The organism is Pseudomonas sp. MS15a(2019) (assembly GCF_013277805.1).
In the GTDB taxonomy this organism is placed as follows: Bacteria; Pseudomonadota; Gammaproteobacteria; order Pseudomonadales; family Pseudomonadaceae; genus Chryseomonas; species Chryseomonas benzopyrenica.
This window is the reverse complement of the sequence record NZ_VBTN01000002.1, coordinates 267,509-290,795: the sequence shown is the minus strand read 5'-3', so window position 1 is coordinate 290,795 and position 23,287 is coordinate 267,509. Positions and strand designations below refer to the sequence as shown.

The 23,287-nt window shown below is 65.4% G+C and carries 24 protein-coding genes and 1 riboswitch; of the genes, 15 read left to right on the top strand and 9 right to left on the bottom strand.

The features are described 5' to 3' along the window. The first annotated feature begins 23 nt into the window (after positions 1–23). The 5 genes from rplQ to FEZ61_RS03540 all read left to right on the top strand — a co-directional run bounded on the left by rplQ (position 24) and on the right by FEZ61_RS03540 (position 6,341). Complete coding sequence (gene rplQ, locus FEZ61_RS03560; protein WP_007161227.1) at positions 24–413, top strand: 50S ribosomal protein L17; 390 nt, start codon at positions 24–26, stop codon at positions 411–413. Positions 414–624: 211 nt separating this feature from the next. Then, positions 625–2,082 carry a catalase gene (locus FEZ61_RS03555; protein ID WP_017640291.1) on the top strand — a complete coding sequence of 486 codons (1,458 nt, stop codon included), beginning with the start codon at positions 625–627 and terminating at the stop codon, positions 2,080–2,082. 145 nt (positions 2,083–2,227) lie between these two features. Next, complete coding sequence (gene yccS / locus FEZ61_RS03550) at positions 2,228–4,432, top strand: YccS family putative transporter (protein WP_026083756.1); 2,205 nt, start codon at positions 2,228–2,230, stop codon at positions 4,430–4,432. Positions 4,433–4,519: 87 nt separating this feature from the next. Next, positions 4,520–5,419 carry a sugar nucleotide-binding protein gene (locus tag FEZ61_RS03545; RefSeq protein ID WP_173147282.1) on the top strand — a complete coding sequence of 300 codons (900 nt, stop codon included), beginning with the start codon at positions 4,520–4,522 and terminating at the stop codon, positions 5,417–5,419. Further along, positions 5,412–6,341, top strand: a complete 930-nt coding sequence (locus tag FEZ61_RS03540; protein WP_017640294.1) for an NAD-dependent epimerase/dehydratase family protein — start codon at positions 5,412–5,414, stop codon at positions 6,339–6,341. Before FEZ61_RS03545 ends, FEZ61_RS03540 begins: the two co-directional genes overlap by 8 nt. A gap of 91 nt (positions 6,342–6,432) precedes the next feature. Here the strand turns inward: FEZ61_RS03540 and FEZ61_RS03535 are convergent, their stop codons facing one another. The 5 genes from FEZ61_RS03535 to FEZ61_RS03515 all read right to left on the bottom strand — a co-directional run bounded on the left by FEZ61_RS03535 (position 6,433) and on the right by FEZ61_RS03515 (position 10,394). Then, positions 6,433–7,122: an OmpW family outer membrane protein gene (locus tag FEZ61_RS03535; RefSeq protein ID WP_017640295.1), complete on the bottom strand. Its 690-nt coding sequence runs from the start codon at positions 7,120–7,122 to the stop codon at positions 6,433–6,435. Positions 7,123–7,361: 239 nt separating this feature from the next. Further along, positions 7,362–7,856: a DUF3299 domain-containing protein gene (locus FEZ61_RS03530; protein ID WP_173147280.1), complete on the bottom strand. Its 495-nt coding sequence runs from the start codon at positions 7,854–7,856 to the stop codon at positions 7,362–7,364. A 16-nt stretch (positions 7,857–7,872) separates the two neighbouring features. Beyond that, positions 7,873–9,126: an ABC transporter permease gene (locus tag FEZ61_RS03525; protein WP_017642605.1), complete on the bottom strand. Its 1,254-nt coding sequence runs from the start codon at positions 9,124–9,126 to the stop codon at positions 7,873–7,875. A 1-nt stretch (position 9,127) separates the two neighbouring features. Continuing rightward, positions 9,128–9,835: an ABC transporter ATP-binding protein gene (locus FEZ61_RS03520; RefSeq protein WP_017642606.1), complete on the bottom strand. Its 708-nt coding sequence runs from the start codon at positions 9,833–9,835 to the stop codon at positions 9,128–9,130. Between the two features lie 7 nt (positions 9,836–9,842). After that, positions 9,843–10,394, bottom strand: a complete 552-nt coding sequence (locus FEZ61_RS03515; RefSeq protein ID WP_173147278.1) for a DUF2796 domain-containing protein — start codon at positions 10,392–10,394, stop codon at positions 9,843–9,845. 122 nt (positions 10,395–10,516) lie between these two features. Here FEZ61_RS03515 and FEZ61_RS03510 point away from each other — a divergent pair, with 122 nt between their 5' ends. Further along, on the top strand, positions 10,517–10,873 hold the full coding sequence (locus tag FEZ61_RS03510; protein WP_173147276.1) for a hypothetical protein: 357 nt from the start codon (positions 10,517–10,519) through the stop codon (positions 10,871–10,873). A 125-nt stretch (positions 10,874–10,998) separates the two neighbouring features. On the opposite strand, the gene trxA is transcribed toward FEZ61_RS03510, so the two are convergent. The 4 genes from trxA to FEZ61_RS03490 all read right to left on the bottom strand — a co-directional run bounded on the left by trxA (position 10,999) and on the right by FEZ61_RS03490 (position 15,978). After that, positions 10,999–11,868: a thioredoxin gene (gene trxA / locus FEZ61_RS03505; RefSeq protein WP_160921979.1), complete on the bottom strand. Its 870-nt coding sequence runs from the start codon at positions 11,866–11,868 to the stop codon at positions 10,999–11,001. A 148-nt stretch (positions 11,869–12,016) separates the two neighbouring features. Further along, positions 12,017–13,750 carry a group II intron reverse transcriptase/maturase gene (gene ltrA, locus FEZ61_RS03500; RefSeq protein ID WP_145151761.1) on the bottom strand — a complete coding sequence of 578 codons (1,734 nt, stop codon included), beginning with the start codon at positions 13,748–13,750 and terminating at the stop codon, positions 12,017–12,019. Positions 13,751–14,869: 1,119 nt separating this feature from the next. Beyond that, positions 14,870–15,517, bottom strand: coding sequence for a 50S ribosomal protein L11 methyltransferase (locus FEZ61_RS03495; protein WP_173147274.1), 648 nt, complete (start codon positions 15,515–15,517; stop codon positions 14,870–14,872). Continuing rightward, on the bottom strand, positions 15,514–15,978 hold the full coding sequence (locus tag FEZ61_RS03490) for a YbaY family lipoprotein (RefSeq protein ID WP_173147272.1): 465 nt from the start codon (positions 15,976–15,978) through the stop codon (positions 15,514–15,516). Before FEZ61_RS03490 ends, FEZ61_RS03495 begins: the two co-directional genes overlap by 4 nt. Positions 15,979–16,159: 181 nt before the next feature. Here FEZ61_RS03490 and nrdR point away from each other — a divergent pair, with 181 nt between their 5' ends. The 9 genes from nrdR to FEZ61_RS03445 all read left to right on the top strand — a co-directional run bounded on the left by nrdR (position 16,160) and on the right by FEZ61_RS03445 (position 23,108). Next, positions 16,160–16,630: a transcriptional regulator NrdR gene (gene nrdR, locus FEZ61_RS03485; protein WP_007161213.1), complete on the top strand. Its 471-nt coding sequence runs from the start codon at positions 16,160–16,162 to the stop codon at positions 16,628–16,630. After that, entirely contained in the window at positions 16,627–17,751 is a 1,125-nt protein-coding gene (gene ribD, locus FEZ61_RS03480) for a bifunctional diaminohydroxyphosphoribosylaminopyrimidine deaminase/5-amino-6-(5-phosphoribosylamino)uracil reductase RibD (protein WP_173147271.1), read from the top strand. The genes nrdR and ribD overlap by 4 nt, the downstream gene beginning before the upstream one ends. Before the next feature lie 56 nt (positions 17,752–17,807). Next, a riboswitch (FMN riboswitch) is annotated at positions 17,808–17,966 on the top strand. 142 nt (positions 17,967–18,108) lie between these two features. Continuing rightward, the gene (locus FEZ61_RS03475; protein ID WP_173147269.1) at positions 18,109–18,771 is read left to right on the top strand and encodes a riboflavin synthase; all 663 of its coding nucleotides are present in this window, start codon (positions 18,109–18,111) and stop codon (positions 18,769–18,771) included. 10 nt (positions 18,772–18,781) lie between these two features. Next, positions 18,782–19,870 (top strand): bifunctional 3,4-dihydroxy-2-butanone-4-phosphate synthase/GTP cyclohydrolase II, encoded by a 1,089-nt coding sequence (ribBA, locus tag FEZ61_RS03470; RefSeq protein WP_160921975.1) that lies wholly within the window; start codon positions 18,782–18,784, stop codon positions 19,868–19,870. 109 nt (positions 19,871–19,979) lie between these two features. Continuing rightward, the gene (gene ribE, locus FEZ61_RS03465) at positions 19,980–20,456 is read left to right on the top strand and encodes a 6,7-dimethyl-8-ribityllumazine synthase (RefSeq protein WP_007161209.1); all 477 of its coding nucleotides are present in this window, start codon (positions 19,980–19,982) and stop codon (positions 20,454–20,456) included. A gap of 8 nt (positions 20,457–20,464) precedes the next feature. Next, a complete protein-coding gene (gene nusB, locus FEZ61_RS03460) occupies positions 20,465–20,944 on the top strand; it encodes a transcription antitermination factor NusB (protein WP_026083666.1) in 480 nt (159 codons plus the stop codon). A gap of 14 nt (positions 20,945–20,958) precedes the next feature. Continuing rightward, positions 20,959–21,915, top strand: coding sequence for a thiamine-phosphate kinase (gene thiL / locus FEZ61_RS03455; protein ID WP_173147267.1), 957 nt, complete (start codon positions 20,959–20,961; stop codon positions 21,913–21,915). A 23-nt stretch (positions 21,916–21,938) separates the two neighbouring features. Then, a complete protein-coding gene (locus FEZ61_RS03450) occupies positions 21,939–22,448 on the top strand; it encodes a phosphatidylglycerophosphatase A (RefSeq protein ID WP_017639513.1) in 510 nt (169 codons plus the stop codon). A 27-nt stretch (positions 22,449–22,475) separates the two neighbouring features. Further along, a complete protein-coding gene (locus tag FEZ61_RS03445; protein WP_017639514.1) occupies positions 22,476–23,108 on the top strand; it encodes a TIGR02281 family clan AA aspartic protease in 633 nt (210 codons plus the stop codon). The last annotated feature ends 179 nt before the right edge of the window (positions 23,109–23,287 follow it).

The following is a 23,287-nucleotide window of genomic DNA, read 5'->3' as shown; positions in this document are numbered from 1 at the left end:
TAGTTTGGGAAGGAATTTCAATCATGCGTCATCGTAAAAGTGGTCGTCATCTGAGCCGCACGAGCGCACACCGCAAGGCCATGTTCCAGAACATGGCTGTGTCGCTGTTCGAGCACGAGCTGATCAAAACTACCCTGCCGAAAGCCAAGGAACTGCGCCGCGTTGCCGAGCCGCTGATCACCCTGGCCAAGGAAGACAGCGTCGCCAACCGTCGCCTGGCTTTCGACCGTACCCGTTCGAAAGCTGCCGTCGGCAAGCTGTTCAACGACCTGGGCAAGCGCTACGCCAACCGTCCGGGTGGCTACCTGCGTATCCTGAAGTGCGGCTTCCGCGCTGGCGACAATGCGCCCATGGCGTATGTCGAGCTGATCGACCGTCCGGTCGGCGGTACCGTGGAACAGGCTGCTGAATAAGTAGCTGCGTTCTGGAAAAAGCCGGGCTCTTGCCCGGCTTTTTCATGCCCGCCTTTTGGCTATGGCAAGACGCTGCTCAGGTCCAGACAGTAGGATCTTGCGACTCAGGTTTTTCTATCAGGATGCTAGGATCAATAAATTAGTCCTAAAGTATCGCCCCGGCGATACTTCCCTCAGGCGATCAGCCAACGCTTTCCAGAGGGAGATACCTGTGACCGATACCAAGATCCTCACCACTGCCAGCGGCATTCCGGTAGCCGACAACCAGAATTCCCGCACCGCCGGTCCGCGCGGTCCGCTGATGCTCGACGACTTCCATCTGATCGAGAAGCTGGCGCACTTCAACCGTGAAGTCATTCCCGAGCGGCGCGTTCATGCCAAGGGCTCCGCGGCCTACGGTACCTTTACCGTCACCCAGGACATCACCCATCTCACCAGCGCCAAGCTGTTCGCCAGTGTGGGCAAGCAGACCGAGACCATCCTGCGCTTTTCCACCGTGGGTGGTGAGCGCGGTTCGGCGGATACCGAGCGCGATCCCCGGGGTTTCGCCCTGAAGTTCTATACCGAAGAAGGCAACTGGGACATCGTCGGCAACAACACCCCGGTGTTCTTCATCCGCGATCCGCTCAAGTTTCCGGACTTCATCCATACCCAGAAGCGCGATCCCTGGAGCAACCTGAAGAGTCCGCAGATGATGTGGGACTTCTGGTCGCTGTCGCCCGAATCCCTGCATCAGGTGACCATCCTCTTCTCGGATCGCGGCATTCCGGATGGCTATCGCTTCATGCACGGTTTCGGTAGCCACACCTTCAGCCTGATCAATGCCCAGGGTGAGCGGCACTTCGTGAAGTTTCACTTCAAGAGCCAGCAGGGGATCAAGAACCTGGCACCGGCCGAGGCCGCACGGCTGGCCGGTACCGATCCGGATTACAGCCAGCGTGACCTGTTCCAGGCCATCGAGCGCGGTGAATTGCCGCGCTGGAAGATGTGCATCCAGGTAATGAGCGAGCAGGAGGCAGCCGGTCGCGCCGAGAATCCCTTCGATGTGACCAAGGTGTGGTCGCAGCAGCAGTATCCGCTGCAGGAAGTCGGGATGCTGGAGCTCAACCGCAATCCGCAGAACTATTTCGCCGAGGTGGAGCAGGCCTCCTTCGCACCGAGCAACGTGGTGCCGGGCATAGGGCTGTCGCCTGATCGCATGCTGCAAGGCCGGGTGTTCGCCTATGCCGACGCCCAGCGCTATCGCGTAGGGACCAACTATCAGCAGCTACCGGTCAACGCACCGCGCTGCCCCTACGCCAACAATCAGCGCGATGGCGCCATGCGCTTCGATGGCAATGGCGGTTCGCAGCCGAACTACGAGCCGAACAGCTATGGCCATACGCCCAAGCAGGCGCCGCAGTATCGCGAACCGGCACTGAACTTCGCCGGCCCCGCCGATCGCTACGATCACCGGGTGGACGAGGATTACTTCAGTCAGGCCGGCGCGCTGTTCCGCCTGATGAATGCCGACCAGCAAGCACTGCTGATCGGCAACATCGTCGGCGCCCTGGGCTCTGTGACCCGTGATGTGCAACTGCGGCAGATCGGTCACTTCCTCAAGGCCGATCCCGCCTATGGCATGGGCGTGGCCAAGGGCCTGGGGATAGATCCCAGCGAAGTGGCCTGATCCAGGGATAGGAAGAAGCCCGGCGAATGCCGGGTTTTCTTCGTCCGTCAAAAAAGTGCGGGAAAGGCTGTCTCGAACGCCGCTTGCGACGTCGCAGTGCTAAGGTTCGCATCAAGCGCGAAAACACGAGGCTCGCTCTCCCGTCATGACTGTGTTTGGAGTGTCTTTGCGCCAGCTCTGGGCGCACGAAAAGGCCAGCTATGGCGTTCGCGTCTTTGTCGCCCTGAGCGGCGCCATGGCCGTCTGCTGGTCGCTGGGGGATCTGCGTGCGCTGTCGCCGGTGTTTCTCGGCATCATCGCCAGCGCCCTGGCGGAAACCGACGACAGTTGGCTGGGGCGACTCAAGTCGCTGGCGGTGACGCTGCTGTGCTTCACGGTGGCGGCCTTCGCGGTCGAGCTGCTGTTTCCCTATCCCTGGATCTTCGTGGTCGGCCTGGGTCTGGCCACCTTCAGCCTGACGATGTTGGGCGCCATCGGCGAGCGCTATGCATCCATCGCCCAGGCCACGGTGATCCTGTCGATCTACGCCATGATCGGGGTGGATCAGCGCCTCGGCGCCCAGGTGCCGTTGTGGTACGAGCCAGCGCACCTGCTGGCCGGTGCGCTGTGGTACGGCCTGCTTTCGGTGCTCTGGTGCGCGCTGTTCGCCCATCAGCCGGTGCGGCAGAATCTGTCCGCCCTCTATGGCGAACTGGAGATTCTGCTCAGGCTCAAGGCCGAGATGCTCGAACCGGTACGCGGGGTGGATCTGCATCGGCGCCGCGTGCTGCTGGCGCAGCAGAACGGCAAGGTGGTGCAGGCGCTGAACCAGGCCAAGGCGACCATCCTCAATCGCTTCGGCCGCTCGGGACGGCCTGGCGCGCGCTCGGGGCGCTACTTCCGTCTCTATTTCATGGCGCAGGACATCCACGAGCGCGCCAGTTCCTCGCACTATCCCTACAGCGCCTTGACCGAGGCCTTCTTCCATAGCGACATCCTGTTTCGCTGTCAGCGCCTGCTCAAGCTGCAGGCCAATGCCTGCCACAACATGGGCGAGGCGATTCGTCTGGGGCAGCCTTTCGAATACGGCCAGCAGAGTCAGCAGGGGCTGACCGATTTGCAGGCCTCGCTGGAGTATCTCAAGCAGCAGCAGAATCCGCGCTGGCGCGGTCTGCTGCGCTCCCTGGACCTGCTCGGGCACAATCTCTCGACTCTGGAGCGGCAATTCTCCGAGGCGGGCAACAGCGACTCGGGGGCGGCGGATCTGGACACCAGCCTGCTGGATCCGGCGGCGCGCTCCCTGCGCGAGGTGTTCCAGCGCATCCGCCTGCAGCTGACCCCGACCTCGCTGCTGTTCCGCCATGGCCTGCGCCTGGCGCTGGCGCTGATGGCCGGCTATGGCGTGCTGCACCTGATCCACCCGGTGAACGGCTACTGGATCCTGCTGACCACGGTGTTCGTCTGTCGGCCGCAGTACGGGGCGACCCGGGTGCGGCTGGTGCAGCGGATCGTCGGTACGGTGATCGGCCTGTTGCTGGGCAGCGCCTTGCTGGAGCTGTTCGGTCAGCCGGAGATCCAGCTGTTGATGGCGCTGGTCGCCGGCCTGGTGTTCTTTATCACCCGGACGGATCGCTACACCATCGCCACCGCCGCCATCACCCTGATGGTGCTGTTCTGCTTCAACCAGGTAGGCAATGGCTTCATGCTGATCTGGCCGCGGTTGCTGGATACCCTGTTGGGTTGCCTGATCGCGGTACTGGCGGTGTTCTTTGTCCTGCCGGACTGGCAGGGACGGCGACTGCATCAGGTGATGGCCAATACCCTGCGCACCAATGCACTCTATCTGCGCCGGTTGCACGAGCAGTACCGGACCGGCAAGCGGGACGATCTCGACTACCGCGTGGCGCGGCGCAACGCCCACAATGCCGATGCGACGCTGTCGGCCGCACTGGCCAACATGCTGCGCGATCCCGGGCATTTCCGCCGTAACCTGGAAGCGGGCTTTCGCTATCTGGCGCTGTCCAACACCCTGCTGGGCTATCTGTCGGCCCTGGGCGCCCATCGCCGACAGTTGGAGGCGGCCGAGCACGATGCCCTGGTGGAGCGTGCCGTGACCCGGATCGCCGAGGGCATGGAAGCCATTGCCGCCGCGGTGGCGGAGCGGCGTAGTCTGCCGCCGACCGCCGAAGAGGAAAGCAGCCTGGCCGACGAACTGGAAGCCGCGGCCGAGGACAACGATGATGGCTACCGATTGGTGTGTACCCAGTTGGCGCTGATCTGCCGATTGCTGCCCAATCTCAAAAGCGCCGCCAACCATACCCTGCGCGAACAAAGCCGCGAGCAACCGGCAGCGGGTACCGCCGATGCTTGAGCAAGGTTGGCGCGACGCGCTATGTTGACCGATGTCCGTCGAATCTTTCGACGCCTGTTTATGCTGGTTTGAAGGCTGTTCCAACACATGCGTATGCGTCTTCTAGTAGTGGGCGGGGAGAGCGCCCTGGGCAAGGCGCTACTCGCCGCCGGTGCCGAAGCGGGCATCGAATTCGTCGCCCCCGAGACTCCCGCGGAGGGCTGGTACGCCGCCGGGCTGACCCAGGTGCTCGACCAGGTACGGCCGGGGGCGGTGATCAATCTCGCCTATTACCGCGACTGGTTGCAGGCGGGGGACTTCGATCCGGCGCTGATGCAGCGCCAGGCGCTGGCCGTGCAACGCCTGGCCGGCCTCTGCCAGCACTATCAGATTCCGCTGATCCAACCGTCCAGTTATCAGCTTTTCGATGGCTCGCGCGTGGCCGGCTATAGTGAAAAGGATCTTCCGCGGCCGCCGGGTGCACGTGGCGAGGCGCTCTGGCGGGTCGAGCAGCTGGTGCGGGCGCTGTGCCCGATGCACATCCTGCTGCGCCTGGGCTGGGTCCTCGACGACTCCTGCGACGGTCGCCTGGGGCGTCTGTTGCGGCAGCTGGGTACCGAGCAGGTGGTGCCGATGGCGGGCGACCGGCGCGGCAACCCGACCACCGTGGGCGATGCCGCCCGGGTGCTGCTGGCCGTGGTCAAGCAGCTCGACTGTGGTGCGCCGCTCTGGGGGACCTATCACTACGGCGCCCAGGAGGCGGTGTCGGAGCTGGGTCTGGCCGAGACCGTCGCCCAGCTCTGGCAGGAATTCGACCGGCCGGTGCGCTGCGAATGGCAGGAGGTGACGCACCTGGAGCGGGCGGATGCCACGGAAGAGCCACAACAGGGGGTGTTGATCAGTCGCAAGCTGCTCAACACCTTTGGAATCAAGGCGCGGCGCTGGCAGCAGGAGCTGCCCGCGCTGTTGCAGGGCTTTCGGCAGGACGAGGTAGGTTTCGATGAGTGATGCGCCCATTCTGATCACTGGCGGTGCCGGTTTCATCGGCTCCCACCTGGCCGACGCGCTGCTGGCGCGGGGCCGGCGGGTGCGGGTACTGGACGATCTGAGCACCGGCAAGCGCGAGAATCTGCCGCTGGACAACGACCTTATCGAGCTGCGGGTGGGCGACGTGGCCGATGCCGCGACGCTGGAAGCCGCGGTAACCGGTTGCGCAGCGGTGGTGCACCTGGCCGCGGTGGCCTCGGTGCAAGCCTCGGTGGAAGACCCGGTGGGCACCCACAGGGCCAATTTCATCGGCACCCTGAATCTGTGCGAGGCCATGCGCAAGGCCGCGATCAAGCGGGTGGTTTATGCCTCCAGCGCGGCGGTCTATGGCGCCAACGGTCAGGGCCAGGCCATCGACGAGGAGCTTCCCAAGGCACCGCTGACGCCCTATGCGGCGGACAAGCTGGCCGGCGAGTACTACTTCGACTTCTATCGCCGCGAGCACGGTCTGGAGCCGGCGATCTTCCGCTTCTTCAACATCTACGGACCGCGTCAGGATCCCTCTTCGCCCTATTCGGGGGTGATCAGCATCTTTACCGAGCGCGCTCGTCGGCAGACGCCGATCACGGTGTTCGGCGACGGCGAGCAGACCCGCGATTTCGTCTATGTGGCCGATCTGGTGGGCATCCTGGTGCAGGCGCTGGAAGCCCCCGCGGTAGCGGCGGGGGCGGTGAACGTGGGGCGCGGCGAGACCATCAGCCTGAACGGACTGCTGGCGGAGATCGGCCAGGTGCTGGGTGGCCTACCGCCGGTGACCCATGGTGCGGCGCGGGCGGGGGACATCCGCCATTCGAAGGCGGACAACCGTCGTCTGCGCGAGCGCTTCGATTTCAGCCAGCCCACAGGCATGGGCACGGGGCTGGCGGCACTGCTACGGGACTAGCGGGCGAGGCCAGGGGCAAGCCCCGGTCTCTTGGGCTGCGACGCTGGAGCTGTCTCAGCGCCAACCTACGGCGCGAGTGGCTGGTGGTGAGCTAGAAGCGATAGCCCAGGCCGACCATATAGACCCAGGGATCCACGTCCAGATCTACCTTGGCCCGAGCGCCGAGGGCGGTGTTATCGACGTGGGCGGTGGTGGCGATGTCGATGTAGCGGACTTGGGCGTTGAGCATCACCCGGTCGGTGAGCATGAGATCGGCACCAACCTGGGCGGACCAGCCCCAGGAATTGTCGGCGCGGAAGTTATCGAAGCCGGCCGCGCTGGCACCACTGCCGACGTGCTCGTCATAGATCCAGGTGTAGTTGAGGCCGGCGCCGACATAGGGCTGGAACGTCGCCTTGGCGTCCAGGGGGTAGTAGACCAGGCTCAGGGTCGGCGGCAGGTGCTTGAGACTGCCCAGCTTGCCGTTGGCGGCGTCCAGCCCGGTGCCCTTGATGTTGACCTGGTGCTCGAAGGGCGTGGCCGCCAGCAGTTCGACGCCCAGGTGGTCGGTGAGCATGTAGGCGAAGTTGAGGCCCAGCTGGGTGTCGCTGTCCATGCTCGCCTTGCCGCCGAGATTGGCGCCGCTCAGGGCGCCGCGGTCGATCTTGACGTCGGAGCTGCGTTCGTGGGGATCTACGGTGATGGCGCCGGCGCGCAAGATGATGTCGCCGGCCTGGTGGGCCTGGGCGAGAGGGGCGGCCAGGGCGAGGGCGAGCAGGCTGAGGCGGAAGAGAGGACGCATGGCGAGGGCTCCGAAGGCATGGAAAAGGGCTGGGAGCAGCCTAGCGAAGCTGAAACGGCGGACTCTTGATCTCGCTCAAGGGTGGGTCACATCCCCTCAGAGCCTGTTCAAAATCTCGCGAGCTAGAGCCAAACAAGGCGAAAATGGCTGAGGAAGCAGAGTTTACGAGTGGTAAATGAGCATTCCGAAGCCATTTTCAACGCCGTTTGGCCGACGCGCAGCAGATTTTGAACAGGCTCTCAGGAGCCATCGCCTTTGAGGATGTAGGGCTGGATGCGCTGGGCCTGCAGCCAGTAGCCGGCGACGGCCACCTCGCTGCGTTGGCTGCCCACGCCCAGGCGGCCTTCCACCCAGTAGGGCAGGTGCAGCTTGGACATCCAGAGGTCATGGCTGCCCTTGACGTAGACGATCTGGTTGCCCGGGGGGGGCGGCACATGGATGCAGGCGCCGTAGTAGGGAACCAGCAGGAATTCGGTGACCTCGCCCTCGTCGGTGACCATGATCGGCACCACATAGCCCGGCAAGCGCACCTCCTGGCCATCCAGGGCGGCAACCGTCGGCGCATCCGGCCAGGGCTGGCTGGCGGCGGGGCCGTCTTCGCCGAGGCCGTGGTCGATGCTGCCGGGATTGAAGCGCGGCGCATCGGCCGGTACCAGTTCGCGCCAGGCGAGTTGGCGGGGTTCAGCCTGGGCCCAGGACAGCCAGCAGAGCAACAGCAAAAGCGCCAGGCGCATGGGGTGGAAGCCTCGTCTACAAGCGCACGGACAACCCGTCCGTGAGGGCCTGGCGACAGCCGCGCCAGGCTGGGATGCAACCGAGCACCAGGGCGGCGAGCAGGATGCCGCCGAGCAGTTGCCCATCGTAGAGCGAGGGCCAGTCCAGCGGCAATGCCAGACCGTATTCCGCCAGCAGCCAGGGGCGGCCCAGGGCGATGGCGCCATAGAGCAGCGCCAGCCCGCCCAGGCAGCCGGCCAGGGTGAGCGCCAGGGCCTCGGCCAGCAGCAGGCCGAACAGGTGGCGCGGCTGGGCTCCCACCGAGCGCAGGATGGCCATTTCCCGGCGCCGTTCGTTGAGGCTGGCGAGCAGCGCGGTGAGCATGCCCACCAGGCCGGTGAGCACCACGCACAGCGACATCACCAGCAGCGCCTGTTCCGCCGTGCCGAGCAGGCCCCAAAGTTCCTGCAGGGCCACCCCGGGCAGGATGGCCAGCAGCGGCTCGCCACGGTAGTCGTTGACCGCACGCTGCACGGCAAAGGTGGCCACCCGGCTCTTGAGGCCGACCAGGGCGGCGGTGAGGTCTTGTGGCGTAAGATCGCGCTGGCGCACCTCGGCGTCGCTCAGCGAGGGACCGGGCATGCCGCCGCGCCAGTCCAGGTGCAGGGCGGTCATGCCGCTCAGCGGAATGTGCAGGGTGCGATCGACCGGAGTGCCGGTGGGGGCGAGGATGCCGACCACGGTGAAGGGATGGTCGCTGTGCTCGGTCAGGCTGATGGTGGCGACGCCATGGGCCAGCACCAGCTTATCGCCCAGCTGATAGTGCAGCGCCTTGGCCACCTCGGCGCCCAGCACCACCTCGAAGACGTCCGTGAAGGGGCGGCCCTGGGCCAGGCGCAGCGGCTGGTTGCGCCCATAGTGATAGTGGGTGAAGTAGTTGCCGTCGGTGCCCAGCACCCGGTAGCCGCGGTGGGAGTCGCCAAGGGACAGCGGGATGGTCCAGGCGACACGGGGATCGGCGGCGAGCTTCTCGTAGCTCTCCCAGCGGATGTTGTTGGTGGCGTTGCCGATGCGGAACACCGAGTAGAGCAGCAGGTTGACCGCGCCGGAGCGGGCGCCCACCACCAGGTCGGTGCCGGCGATGGTGTTGGCGAAGCTGGCCTTGGCCTCGGTGCGCAGCCGCTCGACGCCCAGCAGCAGGGCCACCGAGACGGCGATGGTGAAGACGGTGAGCAGGGCGGTGGCGCGGCGATTGCGCAAGCTGGCCCAGGCCAGTTGGAGCAGGGGCATCCTAGGTCTCCAGGCGGGCGGCGTTGAGCTCGGCCAGGGTGAGGTGGCGGTCGAAATGGCCTGCCAGGCTGCGATCGTGGCTGACGAACAGCAGGCCGGCGCCGGCGGCGGCGCACTCGGCGAACAGCAGTCGCAGGAAGGCATCGCGGTGGTCGCTGTCTAGCGCGGAGGTAGGTTCGTCGGCGATCACCAGTTCCGGCTGGCCGATCAGGGCGCGGGCGGCGGCGACCCGCTGCTGCTGGCCGATGGACAATTCGCGGGCCGGACGGCGGGGCAGGTCGGGATCGCTCAGTCCCAGGGCGCGGAGCAGGGTCAGGGCCGCGCCCTGAGGATCGCCATGCCGCGCACGGGCACGCGCGCGGCGCAGTGCCGAGAACTGGCAGGGCAGCAGGATGTTGTCCAGCACCGAGAGAAAGGGCAGCAGGTTGAATTGCTGGAAGAGAAAGCCGGTGTGGTCGACGCGAAAGCGGTCGCGCCGGGCGGTGGCGAGCGCTCCCAGGTCCTGACCGAGCAGGCGCACCTGGCCGCGACTCGGCCGTTGCACGCCGCCCAGCAGGCCGAGCAGGGTGGTCTTGCCGCTGCCCGAGGGCCCTTCGAGAAACAGCGCCTCGCCGGGTGCCAGCTGGAAGTGCCGGATGTCCAGGCATTCCGCCTGGCCGGGCCAGGCGAAGCCGAGGTCCTGGATCTCGACCAGGGGGGCGGAGGTCACTGGCGTCTCACCACTTCAGCTGTGGTTGCTTGGCCGTCAGCTCGGCGCCTTGTTGGCCACTGGCGACGATGGCCTGGACCTCGACACTGTGACTGTTGGGAAAGCGGGCGAACCAGCCGGAGAGGTCCAGGCTGTCGAGCGCACCCGGCTTGTTGCAGCTGAAGCTCATGCTGGCCTCCACGTCGAGATGGCCGCTGGCACTGGCGTCCTTGGCGAACAGCGGATTGATGGCGCTGGCTTCGGTGAGCCGGCAATCGGCCGCCGCGGGCAGCTTTACCAGCGCCTGGGGATTTTCCAGGCTCTGTCGCAGCGCGGCGACGGCAGCCTGTTCCTGCTGATTACGCGCTGCATGTTCGAAGCCCAGCAGATCGGCCGCCGGACTGCGCCACTGCAATTCCAGGCCGGTATCGGTCTGCGCCAGGTCGAGGTGGGATTCACCGTGCACATGGGCACCCAGGGCGCCATGCGCGTGTTCGTCATGGTCGTCGTGGGTGCCATGGGCAAAGGCCGGTTGGGCGAGCGCGGCAGCAAGGCAAAGGGTCAGCAGAGGCAGGCGCATGGTGGGCTTCCAGTGGGCGGAGGGGCGCTATGTTATGTTGTTGCTTTTCCGCGCTGCAACCTTGGTTTGGCGTCGGCCGGTGGCTGTGGGAGCATGGGCCTCTGCACGACGAGGAGAACACCATGGTACGCATTCGCGGAACCATCGGCAGCCAGCCCGTGGATCTCACGGTGGAACTGGACGAGGCCGACTGGCAGCGCCTGGCCGCAGCCCTGTGGCCGACGGCGGCGTCCCTGCCTGCGGCGGCGGTGGCCGCCGCCCCCGGCGGGCCTAAGTCGGGCGGTGACATGCTCTGGGACCAGGTGGTGAAACTGCTCAGCTCCGCCGGGCGGCTCAGCGGACCGGACATCCTCGTGGCCCTGGAAAAGCTGACCGGCAATCTGGGCGTGGCCAAGCAGCTGCTGGTTCGGCTGAGGCACAGCCCCCAGGTGCGCATGGAGCGGGTGGGCGAGGCGCAGTTCTATATCTGGCAGGGGTGAGGCTGGGGCAGGTTGGTGGAAAACGTTGGGCGGTTTTCCACGCTACAGGCCGTCCACAGCATCACGATGGCGCTGGCTGTGGATAAGGCTGCATTAGGCGTGATGCAGCCTGGGCCGACAGGCGCCTAGTACAGCGCCTGGTACAGGCGGCGGCGATAGGTGGCGACCAGCGGGTGGTCGTTGCCCAGCAGATCGAAGACCTGCACCAGGGTCTTGCGCGGCAGGTCGTCGCCATAGCCGCGGTTGCGGCGGAACAGGTCCAGCAGGCCATCCAGAGCCGGTTCATATTGCTGGCGGGCCAGTTGCTGCACGGCCAACTGGTAGGCGGCTTCGTCGTCGCCGGCATCGCGCGCCAAGCGGCTCTTGAGGTCGGCGACCTCGGGCAGGCTGGCGGCCTGGCGCAGGAAGGTCAGCTGGGCACGGGCGCCGGCCAGGGCCTGCTTGTGTTCGTCACCCTTGACCGCGTCCAGCACCGCCTGGGCATCGTCCAGTTCACCGCGCTCGGCCAGGCAGCGGGCATAGAGGATCAGCGCCAGGGCGTCGCTGTTGTCTTCTTCCAGCAGGGCCTTGAGCAGGGCTTCGGCCTCGGCGAAACGCCCCTCGGCGAACAGCGCCTGGGCGGCGTCCAGCGGATCTTCCTCGGCTGGTGGCAGGGCCTGGACATGGGGTTCGAGCAGGGCGCGAATGGCCGACTCCGGCTGGGCGCCGGCGAAGCCGTCCACCGGTTGGCCATCCTTGAACAGCACCACGGTGGGCAGGCTGCGGATGCCGAATCTCATCACCAGTTCCTGCTCGATGTCGCAGTTGACCTTGGCCAGGTGCAGGGCGCCGCCATAGGACTCGGTGATCTTGGCCAGCAGCGGCATCAGCACCTTGCAGGGCGCGCACCACTCGGCCCAGAAGTCCACCAGCACCGGGGTGCTGAAGGAGGCGTCGATGACCTGTTGCTGGAAGGTGTCGAGGGTAGCGTCGAAAATGTAGGGGACCTGGCTCATGGCGGACTCGGCAGAGGCGGGTGGCCCCAGATCATTCCTGATCCGGAGCCCCCTAAGAACCGTGCTTGCGACTTTCACAGCACACGGCTCAAGCTTACGAAAAGTCAGCCCAGAGGCTGACCGGCAACGTTGACTAACGATCCTATCATTACAGACCGCTGTGTCGCAGAGTCACTTGTTTACGCTGGCTGTGAATCAGCGAGTGACAGTTGGGATGGAGAAGTACGCGATTTTTCAGAGTGTCCTTGCCGCCGTCCACCCGTCGAATGACATGGTGGTCGTCCCAGCCCGTTTCCCTGGTAATCGCGTGACCGCACAGAGCGCAGTTCCCTTTCTGGCGCCGGTAAAGGCTTAGGATTTGTTTCCTGAAACGCAGCTTGTGCTGCATCCTTTGGACCCTTAGCTTTTCCCATTTCTGCTCAAGCGCAGCGTCGTACGGGTGGTACCCGCCTGATAGACGCTTTTGGCGCTTGATTACGGTCTTCGCTAGCTCATAAAGCTCACGATACTTTCGCTCTCCCTTCTTGCCTCTATAGGGATGCGCGAACACCTGTTTCCGCCCGCCGATGGAATGGAAGTATTTGTTCCAGCTCCACGTAGCTAGCTTCTTCGGATGTCGGCGCTTCGCCCACCTTCGCAGCAACCAGAAAATCAAGTTATCTAGTTTCTTGAAGGTAGCTTTAGCAACAGCCTGAGAATGGTATTGAGCCCACCCTCGTAGTACCGGGTTCAGACGGCTGATCAACTCTTCCTGAGTTAGAGCCCCACTGGATCTCACTATGTCCCTTACCTTTCGATAGAACGTCGAGATGTTCTTCTTCGAGGGTTTGGTAAACAGCTTGGTCCGTCGGTAAGGCGATTTCGGCACGTATTTCCTGAAATTCCACCCTAGGAAATCAAAGCCCTGAAGGATGTGGGTTATCTGCGTTTTCTCTTGGGACAAGCTCACCCCTCGTATTGACAGGAATTGCTCGACCCAAGGTATGACCTCGTCAGTCAACAGCTCTTTGGTAGCCGCTGTGATGATGAAGTCGTCCGCGTATCGCACCACATGCACTCTGGGCGTATCGGCGTTGGTACCCGCTAGCTTTCTGGCCAGATGGCCTTTGAGCTGCTTCTCCAAACCGTTAAGGGTGGCGTTAGCCAAACACGGCGAAATAATCCCACCTTGTGGCGTCCCGGCCTCCGTAGCCATGAAGTGTCGCCGGTCAATTACCCCGGCCTTCAACCACAGCCGCAGTACCTTTTTGTCCATAGGGACGTTCTGGCACAGCCACTCGTGATTGATGTTGTCGAAGAACCCCTTGATGTCACCTTCCAGAACCCACATAGGTGAGTCGTCTTGCGACATTAACTGAAAGATTTCAACCATCGCATCAGCGGTCGAGCGATCCGGCCGGAAGCCGAAACTTTTCGGGTCGCTGGTGCTTTCGATGACGGGTTCCAAGGCGGACAGGTAGAGCGCTTGCATGGCCCGATCAAACATCGTCGGTATGCCTAGCGGGCGCTTTTCCTTCTTCCCTGGCTTCGGTATCCAAACCCTTTTTAGCGGTTTGGGCCGATAGCCTCGTTTCTCCGATAGACGCTTCGCGGCGTGGAGCTTGGCTGGAGGCGTCCCCCAGGTTTCTCCATCGACGCCCGGAGTCTTGCGACCCCGGTTTTCCGTCACCCGTCTTACAGCCATACAGCGGCCATAAAACGAATGGGTCAGTAACCGTTGTAGGCGTTTAACCCTACGCCAGTCACCGGCCATTGTTGCCTGCGCAATCTTCAACTGCGTTTTCCGAACGGAGATCTGGATCTTGGCCCAATCGAGATCGTGCCAGCCCTTCACGCCGTCAGGAGACGCAGACGAAACCGATGTTGCTGGTTGCGTATTCATACAGTCCTCCTCAGGTCAGTAACCTTCGGGACGGACTTCTCCCCCTAGGGGTTGAAGTCACCCCTAGGGTCGTTTCGCTGGAAATCAGCACTAGATCATGCGCCCGTAAACCAGGTGCACGTCAGCCAGGGTTGCCCCTGTCGATGATGTTTCAACCGATATGCCGCCCATTACAGACAGCCATTCGCTTTTTGCACCCTCCCATTCCCCACACCCAACAGCTTTCCTTGCGGATTGCCTGCCTTCCGATGTTGCTGGTTAGGCGGGTGGTCGGGATTGCCACGTTCCCCGCTGTGCATCGATTCCCCGGTTAGGTTCCATCTTTCCCCCGGCAGTCGTAGTGGTACCGCGTCGCTTCTTTCGACAGCGAGCGCCGATCTGCTTTGCCGATTTTGGCCAGGGCCCATAAATTGCCGTAGGCCCAGTAGTGCTTACGAGGGTTCGAACGATGATTCACATGAGTTAACCATGCGGGTTGGGTCACTAGCCCCTTGCCTCCGTGCAATTCGGAAGCGTCACGCTGCTGTTGCCAGACCTGCGTGTCCCGTGAGGGATAGGACGTTGTCCATCGGGCTTCACACCTCAGGGTTGGCCCCCGACGCATGCCGATGTAGTGAACTGGCAGGTACATGCCAGGCTCGGTACCCCCTGTATTAGCAAGGTTGAGCAATGCACAAGCGGAGCGGTTGCTCCGTGCTTGGACGAGATACCCTAGCGTCTCACGACGTTGGCATGGGCCAAATGAGACCAAGGCATCCCAGAGATGGATTGACCCCTTGCGGGGTCAAATCACCCACAGGGAGTCTTGTTACATTTAGATACAATTTCGTTGGCGGAAATTGCTCTCTGTTACGTCTGATTGATCAATTTATAGCCAAAAATGGCCAAATTTGAGACGTACTTACCCTGGCAAGCAGGGATCGCATTGTCCCCACAAGTGGGTCGAATCAGGCGCGGCAGAGCCGGCTCTCGTGCTTTATTTAGGCTTCAAACCCCTGTAGAACAAGGGTTTCGGCGCCAAGACTAAGCTGGTCGACCAAGCACAACACGAGCATTCGTGTCGCACCGAAAGATGCACTATAGGTGGGGGCGCTGGGCTTGGAAACAAGGAGGCTCGGCTCAGCCCCGGTAGAGCGTCACGCGGCGGAATTCCTCCGGCTCGGCCAGATCCGGCAGCGTGCAGGCCTGGAGGTCGGCGAGGCGGGTGAAGCCGGGATGGGCCAGGTCGCGCACCCGCGAGTCGGCCAGCAGGATCCGTTCTGCGCGAGCCTGCAAGAGGTCCAGTAGCGACAGGTTGGCATGATCGTAGAGCACATCGGCGGCCAGGATGAGATCGAAGCGCTCGGTGCTGGTACAGAAATCGTCCAGCGTCTCGATCTGCACGGCATTGGCCTGGGCATTGGCACGGCAGGCTTTCAATGCCAGCGGATCTAGGTCGCAGCAGACCACTCGTGCCGCGCCAGCCCGGGCGGCGGCGAGTCCGGCGATGCCCGAGCCGCTGCCGAAATCCAACACCTGGCGCCCGGCGACGTGCTCGGGATGGGCGGCGATCCAGCGCGCCAGGGCCAGACCGCTGGCCCAGCAGAAGGCCCAGTAGGGCGGTGCCTCCAGCAGGCGCTGGGTTTCCGCCGGGGAAAAGGCGCGCGCCATGTTGGCTGGATCGATCAGCCATAGCGATAGGTCGCTATTTGGCAATGCCTGCAAGGTGAGGCGGGCGTCGCCCAGCAGGGCCGCCAGGGCGACGGCGAGATCGGCAGGGGGTGTCACGGGGTCTGGTTCAGCACCAGTTCACCGAGATTCTGCGTGGTCGGCCCGCTCACACCGACCGGTGGCAGGTAGCTGGCCAGTTGCCCGGCCTGGATCAGGCGGGCGTGGAATTCCACCTTGAGATCCGGGCGGGTGGGAAAGATCTCGGGATTGAAGGGCAGGCGGAAGGCCAGGGGCGCGCCCTTGCCGGTCACCGTCTCGCTGGCCAGCAGGCGCTGGGGCAGGCCCTTGGCGTTGACCGCCAGCAGGGCGATCTCGACCTGGGCGCCGGCCGGGACCAGGCCCTGAGCATTGCGCAGCACCCCGGAGATCTCGCGCAGATTGGCCGGGGTGGGAGCGCCCGCCACCGGAACCGGCTCGTCGGCCGGGGTGGTGGGCTGCGGCGGCGTGGTTTCGGGTGGGCTGGAGCACGCCACGAGCAGACCGGTGAACAGCAGGGGCAGGAGGACGCGTGGGGTCATGGCAGGATCCGGAGGTCGCCACCGGCGAGGGCGGCACGGGAGGCTGGAAAGGGGTCGTCGAACACAGGGCGCTCTTATAGCCCGGCGGCTCCTGGCTGTCGATTCGTCCGGTACCCGGAGGTTCCCGGCAGGGGGCGATCGGGTACCATGAAGGCTTTCCCTTCCGGCGGTCGACTCCTCCATGCATTGTCCCTTCTGCGGCGCCCACGACACCAAGGTCACGGATTCCCGGCTGGTTGCGGCCGGCGAGCAGGTGCGCCGACGGCGTGAGTGCCTGGCCTGCCAGGAACGCTTCACCACCTTCGAAACCGCCGAACTGGTGCTGCCGCGGCTGATCAAGCAGGACGGCACCCGCCAGCCCTTCGACGAGGACAAGTTGCGCGCCGGCATGCAGCGCGCCCTGGAGAAGCGACCGGTCAGCGTCGAACGCCTGGAAGAGGCCATCGCCCTGATCAAGCACCGGCTGCGCGCCACTGGCGAGCGGGAGATCCGTTCCCGGGTGGTGGGCGAACTGGTGATGGACGAGTTGCGCAAGCTGGACCAGGTGGCCTATATCCGCTTCGCCTCGGTCTATCGGCAATTCCAGGACCTGGCCGAATTCCGCGACGAAATCGAGCGGCTGGCCCAGGATCCGGGCAAGCAGCCGGTATGAGCGCCGCCAACGGGATGAACGACGAATTCTGGATGGCCCGCGCCCTGGCGCTGGCGGCGCTCGGCCGCTACAGCACGGCGCCTAATCCGCGGGTGGGCTGCGTGATCGTCCGTGACGGCCAGGTGGTGGGCGAGGGCTGGCACCGCCAGGCCGGCGGCCCCCATGCCGAGGTGCATGCGCTGCGCCAGGCAGGGGAGGCCGCCCGCGGCGCCACTGCCTATGTGACGCTGGAGCCCTGCAGCCACCATGGCCGCACCCCGCCCTGCGCCGATGCCCTGGTCGCGGCTGGCGTGGCCGAAGTGGTGGCGGCCATGACCGATCCCAATCCGCTGGTGGCTGGCCGTGGCCTGGAGCGGCTCGCCGCCGCTGGCATCGCCGCCCGCGCCGGAGTGCTGGAAGCCGAAGCGCGAGCGCTCAACGCCGGCTTCATCCAGCGCATGCTGACCGGGCGGCCCTTCGTGCGGGTCAAGCTGGCGCTGAGTCTGGATGGCCGCACCGCCATGGCCAATGGCGAAAGCCAGTGGATCACCGGTCCGGCGGCGCGCCAGAGTGTTCAGCGGCTACGGGCCGAAGCAGGAGTGGTGATCACCGGCGCCGATACCGTGCTGGCCGATGGTGCCCGCCTGACCGTGCGCCCGAGCGAATTGGGCCTGAGCGGAGACGAACTGGAACTGGCCACCCTGCGCACGCCGCAGCGGCTGCTGGTGGACGGCCGTGGCCGGGTACCGCTGGAGGCACCCTTCTTTCAGGCCGGCGCGGCACGCGTCGTCGGTATGACGGACGAGGCACCCGCCTATGCGGTGGCCGGTCATGACTACTTGGCGCTACCCGGCGCTCGGGGCCAGGTCGATCTAACGGCCCTGCTGACCCGCCTGGGCGGCGAGCAGGTCAACGACGTCCTGGTGGAGGCCGGGCCACGCCTGGCCGGTGCCTTCGCCCAGGCCGGGCTGGTCGACGAATATCACCTATTCCTGGCACCCAAGTTCCTGGGTTCCAGCGCCCGACCGCTGCTGGACTGGCCGCTGCAGCACCTGGCCCAGGCTCCGCAGCTGGAGATCATCAGCGCCACGCCGGTGGGCGCGGACCTGCACCTGATCGCCCGACCCCGGCGCGATACCTGACGCCCCTGGCCCCCTGGCGGCGAACTGTGTTACAAAACCTGCGCCGCCTGCGGGTGGCGAGTTCTCAGGGCGGGGTGCAATTCCCCACCGGCGGTAACGCCCGATCAATCGGGACGAGCCCGCGAGCGCTTCCTGGTCCTCTGTGGCGGGGGAGGTCAGCAGACCCGGTTGGATCCCGGGGCCGACGGTCATAGTCCGGATGAGAGAGAACGGGATAGCCTCGCCTGGCAGGGGTGCGAGCCCCTCGTCCGTCTGATTTCCCTTCTGTCCGTACGCCCTGTTTTTTCACCGAAACAGGAGTTCGTCGATGTCTAGCTGCACTGTCTTTCTGGCTCTACCTCTCGGAGGCCTGAGCTGATGTTTACCGGAATCATCGAAGCCCTCGGCGAGATCCGCGCCCTCACGCCCAAGGGCGGGGACGTGCGCCTCCATGTCGCCACCGGCAAGCTCGACCTGGCCGACGTCAAGCTCGGCGACAGCATCGCCGTCAACGGAGTCTGCCTCACCGCCGTGGACTTGCCCGGCGACGGCTTCTGGGCCGACGTCAGTCGCGAAACCCTGAGCCTCACCAGCCTGGGCGGCCTCAAGCCCGGCAGCCGGGTCAACCTGGAAAAGGCGCTGATGCCCACCAGTCGCCTCGGCGGCCACCTGGTCAGCGGCCACGTGGACGGCCTCGGCGAAGTGGTCTCCCGCGCCGATAACGCCCGCGCCGTGCAGTTTCGCCTGCGTGCCCCGGCCGAACTGGCTCGTTACATCGCCCTCAAGGGCTCGATCACCGTGGACGGCGTCAGCCTCACGGTGAACGCGGTGGACGGCGCCGAATTCGAGCTGACCATCGTCCCCCATACCCTCGGCGAGACCATCATGGCCGACTACCGCGCCGGGCGGCGGGTGAACCTGGAGGTGGACCTGCTGGCCCGCTACCTGGAGCGCCTGCTGCTGGGCGACAAGGCCGCCGAGTCCAGCAAGGGCGGCGTCACCGAACACTTTCTCGCCGAACACGGCTATCTGCAGCGCTAAGGACGACACCGTGGCACTTTCCAGCATCGAAGACATCATCCAGGACATCCGCGCGGGCAAGATGGTCATCCTCATGGACGACGAGGACCGCGAGAACGAAGGCGACATCATCATCGCCTCCGAATGCGTCACCGCCGAACACATCAACTTCATGGCCCGCCATGCCCGGGGCCTGATCTGCATGCCCATGAGCAAGGGTCTCTGCGAACGCCTCAACCTGCCGATGATGGCCAGCCGCAACGCCTCCGGCTTCGGCACCAAGTTCACCGTCTCCATCGAGGCTGCCGAGGGCATCAGCACCGGCATCTCCGCGGCCGACCGCGCCCGCACCGTGCAGGCCGCCATCGCCAAGGACGCCAAGCCCGGCGACGTGGTCAGTCCCGGCCACATGTTTCCGCTAATGGCCCAGCCCGGCGGTGTGCTGGCCCGTGCCGGCCACACCGAGGCGGCCTGCGACCTGGCGCGCATGGCCGGTTTCGCCGAGAGCGGCGTGATCTGCGAGGTGATGAACGACGACGGCACCATGGCCCGGCGCGACGAGCTCGAAGCCTTCGCCGAGCAGCATGGCCTCAAGGTCGGCACCATTGCCGATCTGATCCACTACCGCCTGCTCCACGAGCACACCGTCAAGCGCATCGACGAGCAGCAGCTGGAGACCGAACTCGGGCCGTTCAAGCTGGTGACCTACCGCGACGAGGTGGAGGGCGACGTCCACCTGGCACTGATCCGTGGCGACCTGGCCAGCCAGGAGCTGCCGCTGGTGCGGGTGCACAACATGGATCCGTTGCGCGACCTGCTGCAGGTGCACCAGCCGGGGCGCTGGAGCCTGCGCAGCGCCATGGAGCGGGTCGCCCGTGAAGGCGCCGGCGTGGTGCTGCTGCTCGGTCACTCGATCGAGGGCGACGACCTGCTGGCGCATCTGCGCGAGCCGCTGCCGGTACCCAAGGCGCTGTCCACCTACAGCACCGTCGGCGCCGGTTCGCAGATCCTGCGTGACCTAGGCATTCGTCAGATGCGCCTGCTCAGCTCGCCGATGAAGTTCAATGCCATATCCGGCTTCGACCTGGAAGTAGTAGACTATCTGCCTCCTGAAGAATGACCCTTCCGCCTGGCGCGCCCCGCCCGGGTGGCATGGCGCGCTTCACCTGGATTTCCACGGACGGCCTGGCACTGCCGGCCGTCCGGCTCTTTGACAACTGGACCCGCACATGAACATCAAGACCTTTGAAGGCACCTTCATCGCTCCCCAGGGCCGCTTCGCCCTGGTGGTCGGTCGTTTCAACAGCTTCGTCGTCGAAAGCCTGCTGCAGGGCGCCATCGACGCCCTGGTGCGTCACGGCATCAAGCCGGACGACCTGACCATCATCCGCGTCCCCGGCGCCTTCGAGATCCCGTTGGCGGTGCAGAAGATCGCCCAGCGCGACGAATTCGACGCCATCATCGCCCTCGGCGCGGTGATCCGTGGCGGCACCCCCCACTTCGAGTACGTGGCCGGCGAGTGCACCAAGGGTCTGGCCCAGGTCTCCATGGAATTCGGCGTACCGGTGTCCTTTGGCGTTCTCACCGTCGACTCCATCGAGCAGGCCATCGAGCGCTCCGGCACCAAGGCCGGCAACAAGGGCGCCGAAGCGGCCCTGTCCGCTCTGGAAATGGTCAGCCTGCTGGCGCAGCTGGAGGCCAAGTGAGCGGCGATCTGACTCCGCCCGCGGCCGGCAAGCCCGCAGGCAAGAAGGCCCCCACCGGCAAATTGGCTGCCCGTCGCGAAGCGCGCAGCCTGTCGGTCCAGGCCCTGTACCAGTGGCACATGGCGGGCCAGGCGATCAACGAGATCGAGGCGCAGTTTCGCGTCGACAACGATTTCGCCAAGGTCGACGGCGCCTACTTCCATGAAGTCCTGCATGGCGTCCCGGCCAACAAGGGTGAGATCGACGGCTTGATCCTGCCCTGTCTGGACCGCCCCATGAACGAGGTGGACCCGGTGGAACTGGCCGTGCTGCGGCTGTCCTGCTACGAGCTGCTCAAGCGCATCGACGTGCCCTATCGCGTGGTGATCAACGAAGGCATCGAGCTGGCCAAGATCTTCGGCGCCACCGATGGCCACAAGTTCGTCAACGGCGTGCTCGACAAGCTGGCGCCCAAGCTGCGCAGCGCCGAGTTGCGCGGCAAGCGCTGATCGCCCACGCTGGCATGGGTGAATTCGAACTCATCCGTCGCTATTTCGCCGCGGCGCCCTGCGCCCGCGGCGGACCCGGCGTGGCCCTGGGGATCGGTGACGACTGCGCGCTGCTGGCACCCGCCCCGGGTGAGCAATTGGCGGTGTCCACCGACACCCTGACCGCCGGGGTGCACTTCCCTGATCCCTGTCCGGATGCCTTCGGCCTCGGCCAGCGCGCCCTGGCGGTGAGCGCCAGCGACCTGGCCGCCATGGGCGCCGCGCCCCTGGGTTTTACCCTGGCGTTGACCCTGCCGTCCGTCGAGCCCGCCTGGCTGGAAGGCCTGGCGGCAGGCCTCGCGCAGATGGCCGAGCAATGCGAGCTGCGCCTGGTCGGAGGCGATACCACCCGCGGGCCGCTGTCCCTCACCCTCACGGTCTTCGGCCGAGTTCCGGCGGGCCAAGCCCTGCTGCGCAGCGGTGCCCGCCCGGGCGATCTGCTGTGCCTGGGCGGCGCCCCCGGTGAAGCCGGCGGGGCCTTGCCCTTCGTCCTCGGCCAGCGCGCGCCGGAGGGCGACGCCTGTCGGCACCTGCTGGCGCGCTACTGGGCACCCCAACCGCAATTCGACCTCGGCCTCTGGCTGCGGGGCAGGGCGACGGCGGCCCAGGACGTCTCCGACGGCCTGGTGGCCGATTGCGGCCACATCGCCGCCGCCTCCGGGGTACGCCTGGTGGTGGAGACGGCGCGGCTGCCGGTGAGTTCGGCCCTGGCCGAACTCTTCCCTGCCGATGAGGTGCTGCGCCTGGCGCTGGGCGCCGGCGACGACTATCTACTGGTCTTCACCCTGCCACCGGAGCAGGCCCCGGCGCTGGCCGTCGCCTGGCCCCAGGCGCAGGTGATCGGGCGGGTCGAGGCGGGCAGCGGCGTTGCTGTCCTCGCCGCCGACGGTCAGCCCATGACCTTGGCGCAGACCGGTTTCCAACACTTCTAGCGTCTTCGAGCGGAGTCCCTTTCGTGAGCGAACACCAAGCCCCCGCCCAGCCGGTCCCCCTGTCGGTCTGGCGCGATCCCTGGCACTTCCTGGCCTTTGGCCTGGGTTCCGGCACCCTGCCCAAGGCGCCCGGCACCTGGGGATCGCTGATCGCCTTGCCCTTCGTGCCGCTCTGGCAGCTGCTCAGTGGTTGGAGCTATCCGCTGCTGCTGGTGCTGCTGACCGTGTTCGGTTGCTGGCTGTGCGGCAAGGTTGCCCGGGAACTGGGGGTGCACGACCATGAGGGCATCGTCTGGGACGAGATGGTCGGCATCTGGATCACCTTCTGGCTGGCACCCCCGGGGTTGATCTGGCTGCTGGTGGGTTTCGTCGCCTTCCGCGTACTAGACATCTGCAAGCCCTGGCCAATCCGCTGGCTGGATGTCAATGTCCGCGGCGGTGTCGGCATCATGGTCGACGATGTACTGGCCGGCGTTCTCGCCTGGCTGGTGGTCCAGGGATTACACATCGGTTGGGGTCATCTCGTCGGCTGACGAGACGCAGGCCCAAGGAGCAGGGCAGTGAAAAGACTGGGCGCGTACGGCCTGTTGTTGGCCGTCGGTTCGCTCGCCTGGGCGCAACCCCAGGTCAGGGTCGTGGGGTTGTTCAATGGCGCGGCTGTGGTCAACGTCAATGGCCAGCGCAAATTGCTGAAAGTCGGCCAGCGCCTGGACGACGTCGAGCTGGTCAGTGCTGATGCCCAGCAGGCGCTGCTGCGCATCGACGGCCGGACCCAGGCCTTCGCCCTCGATCGCGAATACAGCGACGGCTACAGCGCTCCGCAACGCCGCGAATTCAGCGTGCCGCGCAGCAACAACGGCCACTATCAGGTCACCGCCAACGTCAACGGCCGCCCGGTGTCGCTGATGGTGGACACCGGCGCCACCAGCGTCGCCCTGAGTGGCGCCCAGGCCGATCAGCTGGGCATCAGCTATCGCGACGGCACCCCGGGCTGGGTGGAAACCGCCAGCGGTCATGCCCGCGCCTGGCGCACCACGCTCAAGCAGGTGCGCCTGGGTGATGTCGAGGTGGTCGGGGTGGAGGCCATGGTGCTGGAGGGCAACTACCCCAGCCAGGGTCTGCTGGGCATGAGTTTCCTCAATCGCGTGGGCTGGCGCGAGGCCCAGGGCATCTTCTACGTCCAGGCGCGCTGAGAGCCTGTTCAAAATCTGCTGCGCGTTGGCCAGACCGCGTTGAAAATGGCTTCGGAATGCTCATTTACCACTCGTAAACCCGAGCGCGGGTCCGATCCGCTTCCTCAGCCCTTTTCGTGGGGCCGCCTAGGTCTTGTTTGGCTCTAGCTCGCGAGATTTTGAACAGGCTCTGATAGATC

Bases quoted from the DNA above. Each gene is read 5' to 3' on its own strand.
- ltrA (WP_145151761.1), bottom strand. From the start codon at position 13,750: ATGAATACGCAACCAGCAACATCGGTTTCGTCTGCGTCTCCTGACGGC.
- rplQ (WP_007161227.1), top strand. From the start codon at position 24: ATGCGTCATCGTAAAAGTGGTCGTCATCTGAGCCGCACGAGCGCACAC.
- nrdR (WP_007161213.1), top strand. From the start codon at position 16,160: ATGCATTGTCCCTTCTGCGGCGCCCACGACACCAAGGTCACGGATTCC.
- ribE (WP_007161209.1), top strand. From the start codon at position 19,980: ATGAACATCAAGACCTTTGAAGGCACCTTCATCGCTCCCCAGGGCCGC.
- ribD (WP_173147271.1), top strand. From the start codon at position 16,627: ATGAGCGCCGCCAACGGGATGAACGACGAATTCTGGATGGCCCGCGCC.
- thiL (WP_173147267.1), top strand. From the start codon at position 20,959: ATGGGTGAATTCGAACTCATCCGTCGCTATTTCGCCGCGGCGCCCTGC.
- FEZ61_RS03540 (WP_017640294.1), top strand. From the start codon at position 5,412: ATGAGTGATGCGCCCATTCTGATCACTGGCGGTGCCGGTTTCATCGGC.
- FEZ61_RS03530 (WP_173147280.1), bottom strand. From the start codon at position 7,856: ATGCGCCTGGCGCTTTTGCTGTTGCTCTGCTGGCTGTCCTGGGCCCAG.
- trxA (WP_160921979.1), bottom strand. From the start codon at position 11,868: ATGAGCCAGGTCCCCTACATTTTCGACGCTACCCTCGACACCTTCCAG.
- FEZ61_RS03525 (WP_017642605.1), bottom strand. From the start codon at position 9,126: ATGCCCCTGCTCCAACTGGCCTGGGCCAGCTTGCGCAATCGCCGCGCC.
- FEZ61_RS03545 (WP_173147282.1), top strand. From the start codon at position 4,520: ATGCGTATGCGTCTTCTAGTAGTGGGCGGGGAGAGCGCCCTGGGCAAG.
- yccS (WP_026083756.1), top strand. From the start codon at position 2,228: ATGACTGTGTTTGGAGTGTCTTTGCGCCAGCTCTGGGCGCACGAAAAG.
- FEZ61_RS03490 (WP_173147272.1), bottom strand. From the start codon at position 15,978: ATGACCCCACGCGTCCTCCTGCCCCTGCTGTTCACCGGTCTGCTCGTG.
- FEZ61_RS03510 (WP_173147276.1), top strand. From the start codon at position 10,517: ATGGTACGCATTCGCGGAACCATCGGCAGCCAGCCCGTGGATCTCACG.
- FEZ61_RS03515 (WP_173147278.1), bottom strand. From the start codon at position 10,394: ATGCGCCTGCCTCTGCTGACCCTTTGCCTTGCTGCCGCGCTCGCCCAA.
- FEZ61_RS03535 (WP_017640295.1), bottom strand. From the start codon at position 7,122: ATGCGTCCTCTCTTCCGCCTCAGCCTGCTCGCCCTCGCCCTGGCCGCC.
- FEZ61_RS03475 (WP_173147269.1), top strand. From the start codon at position 18,109: ATGTTTACCGGAATCATCGAAGCCCTCGGCGAGATCCGCGCCCTCACG.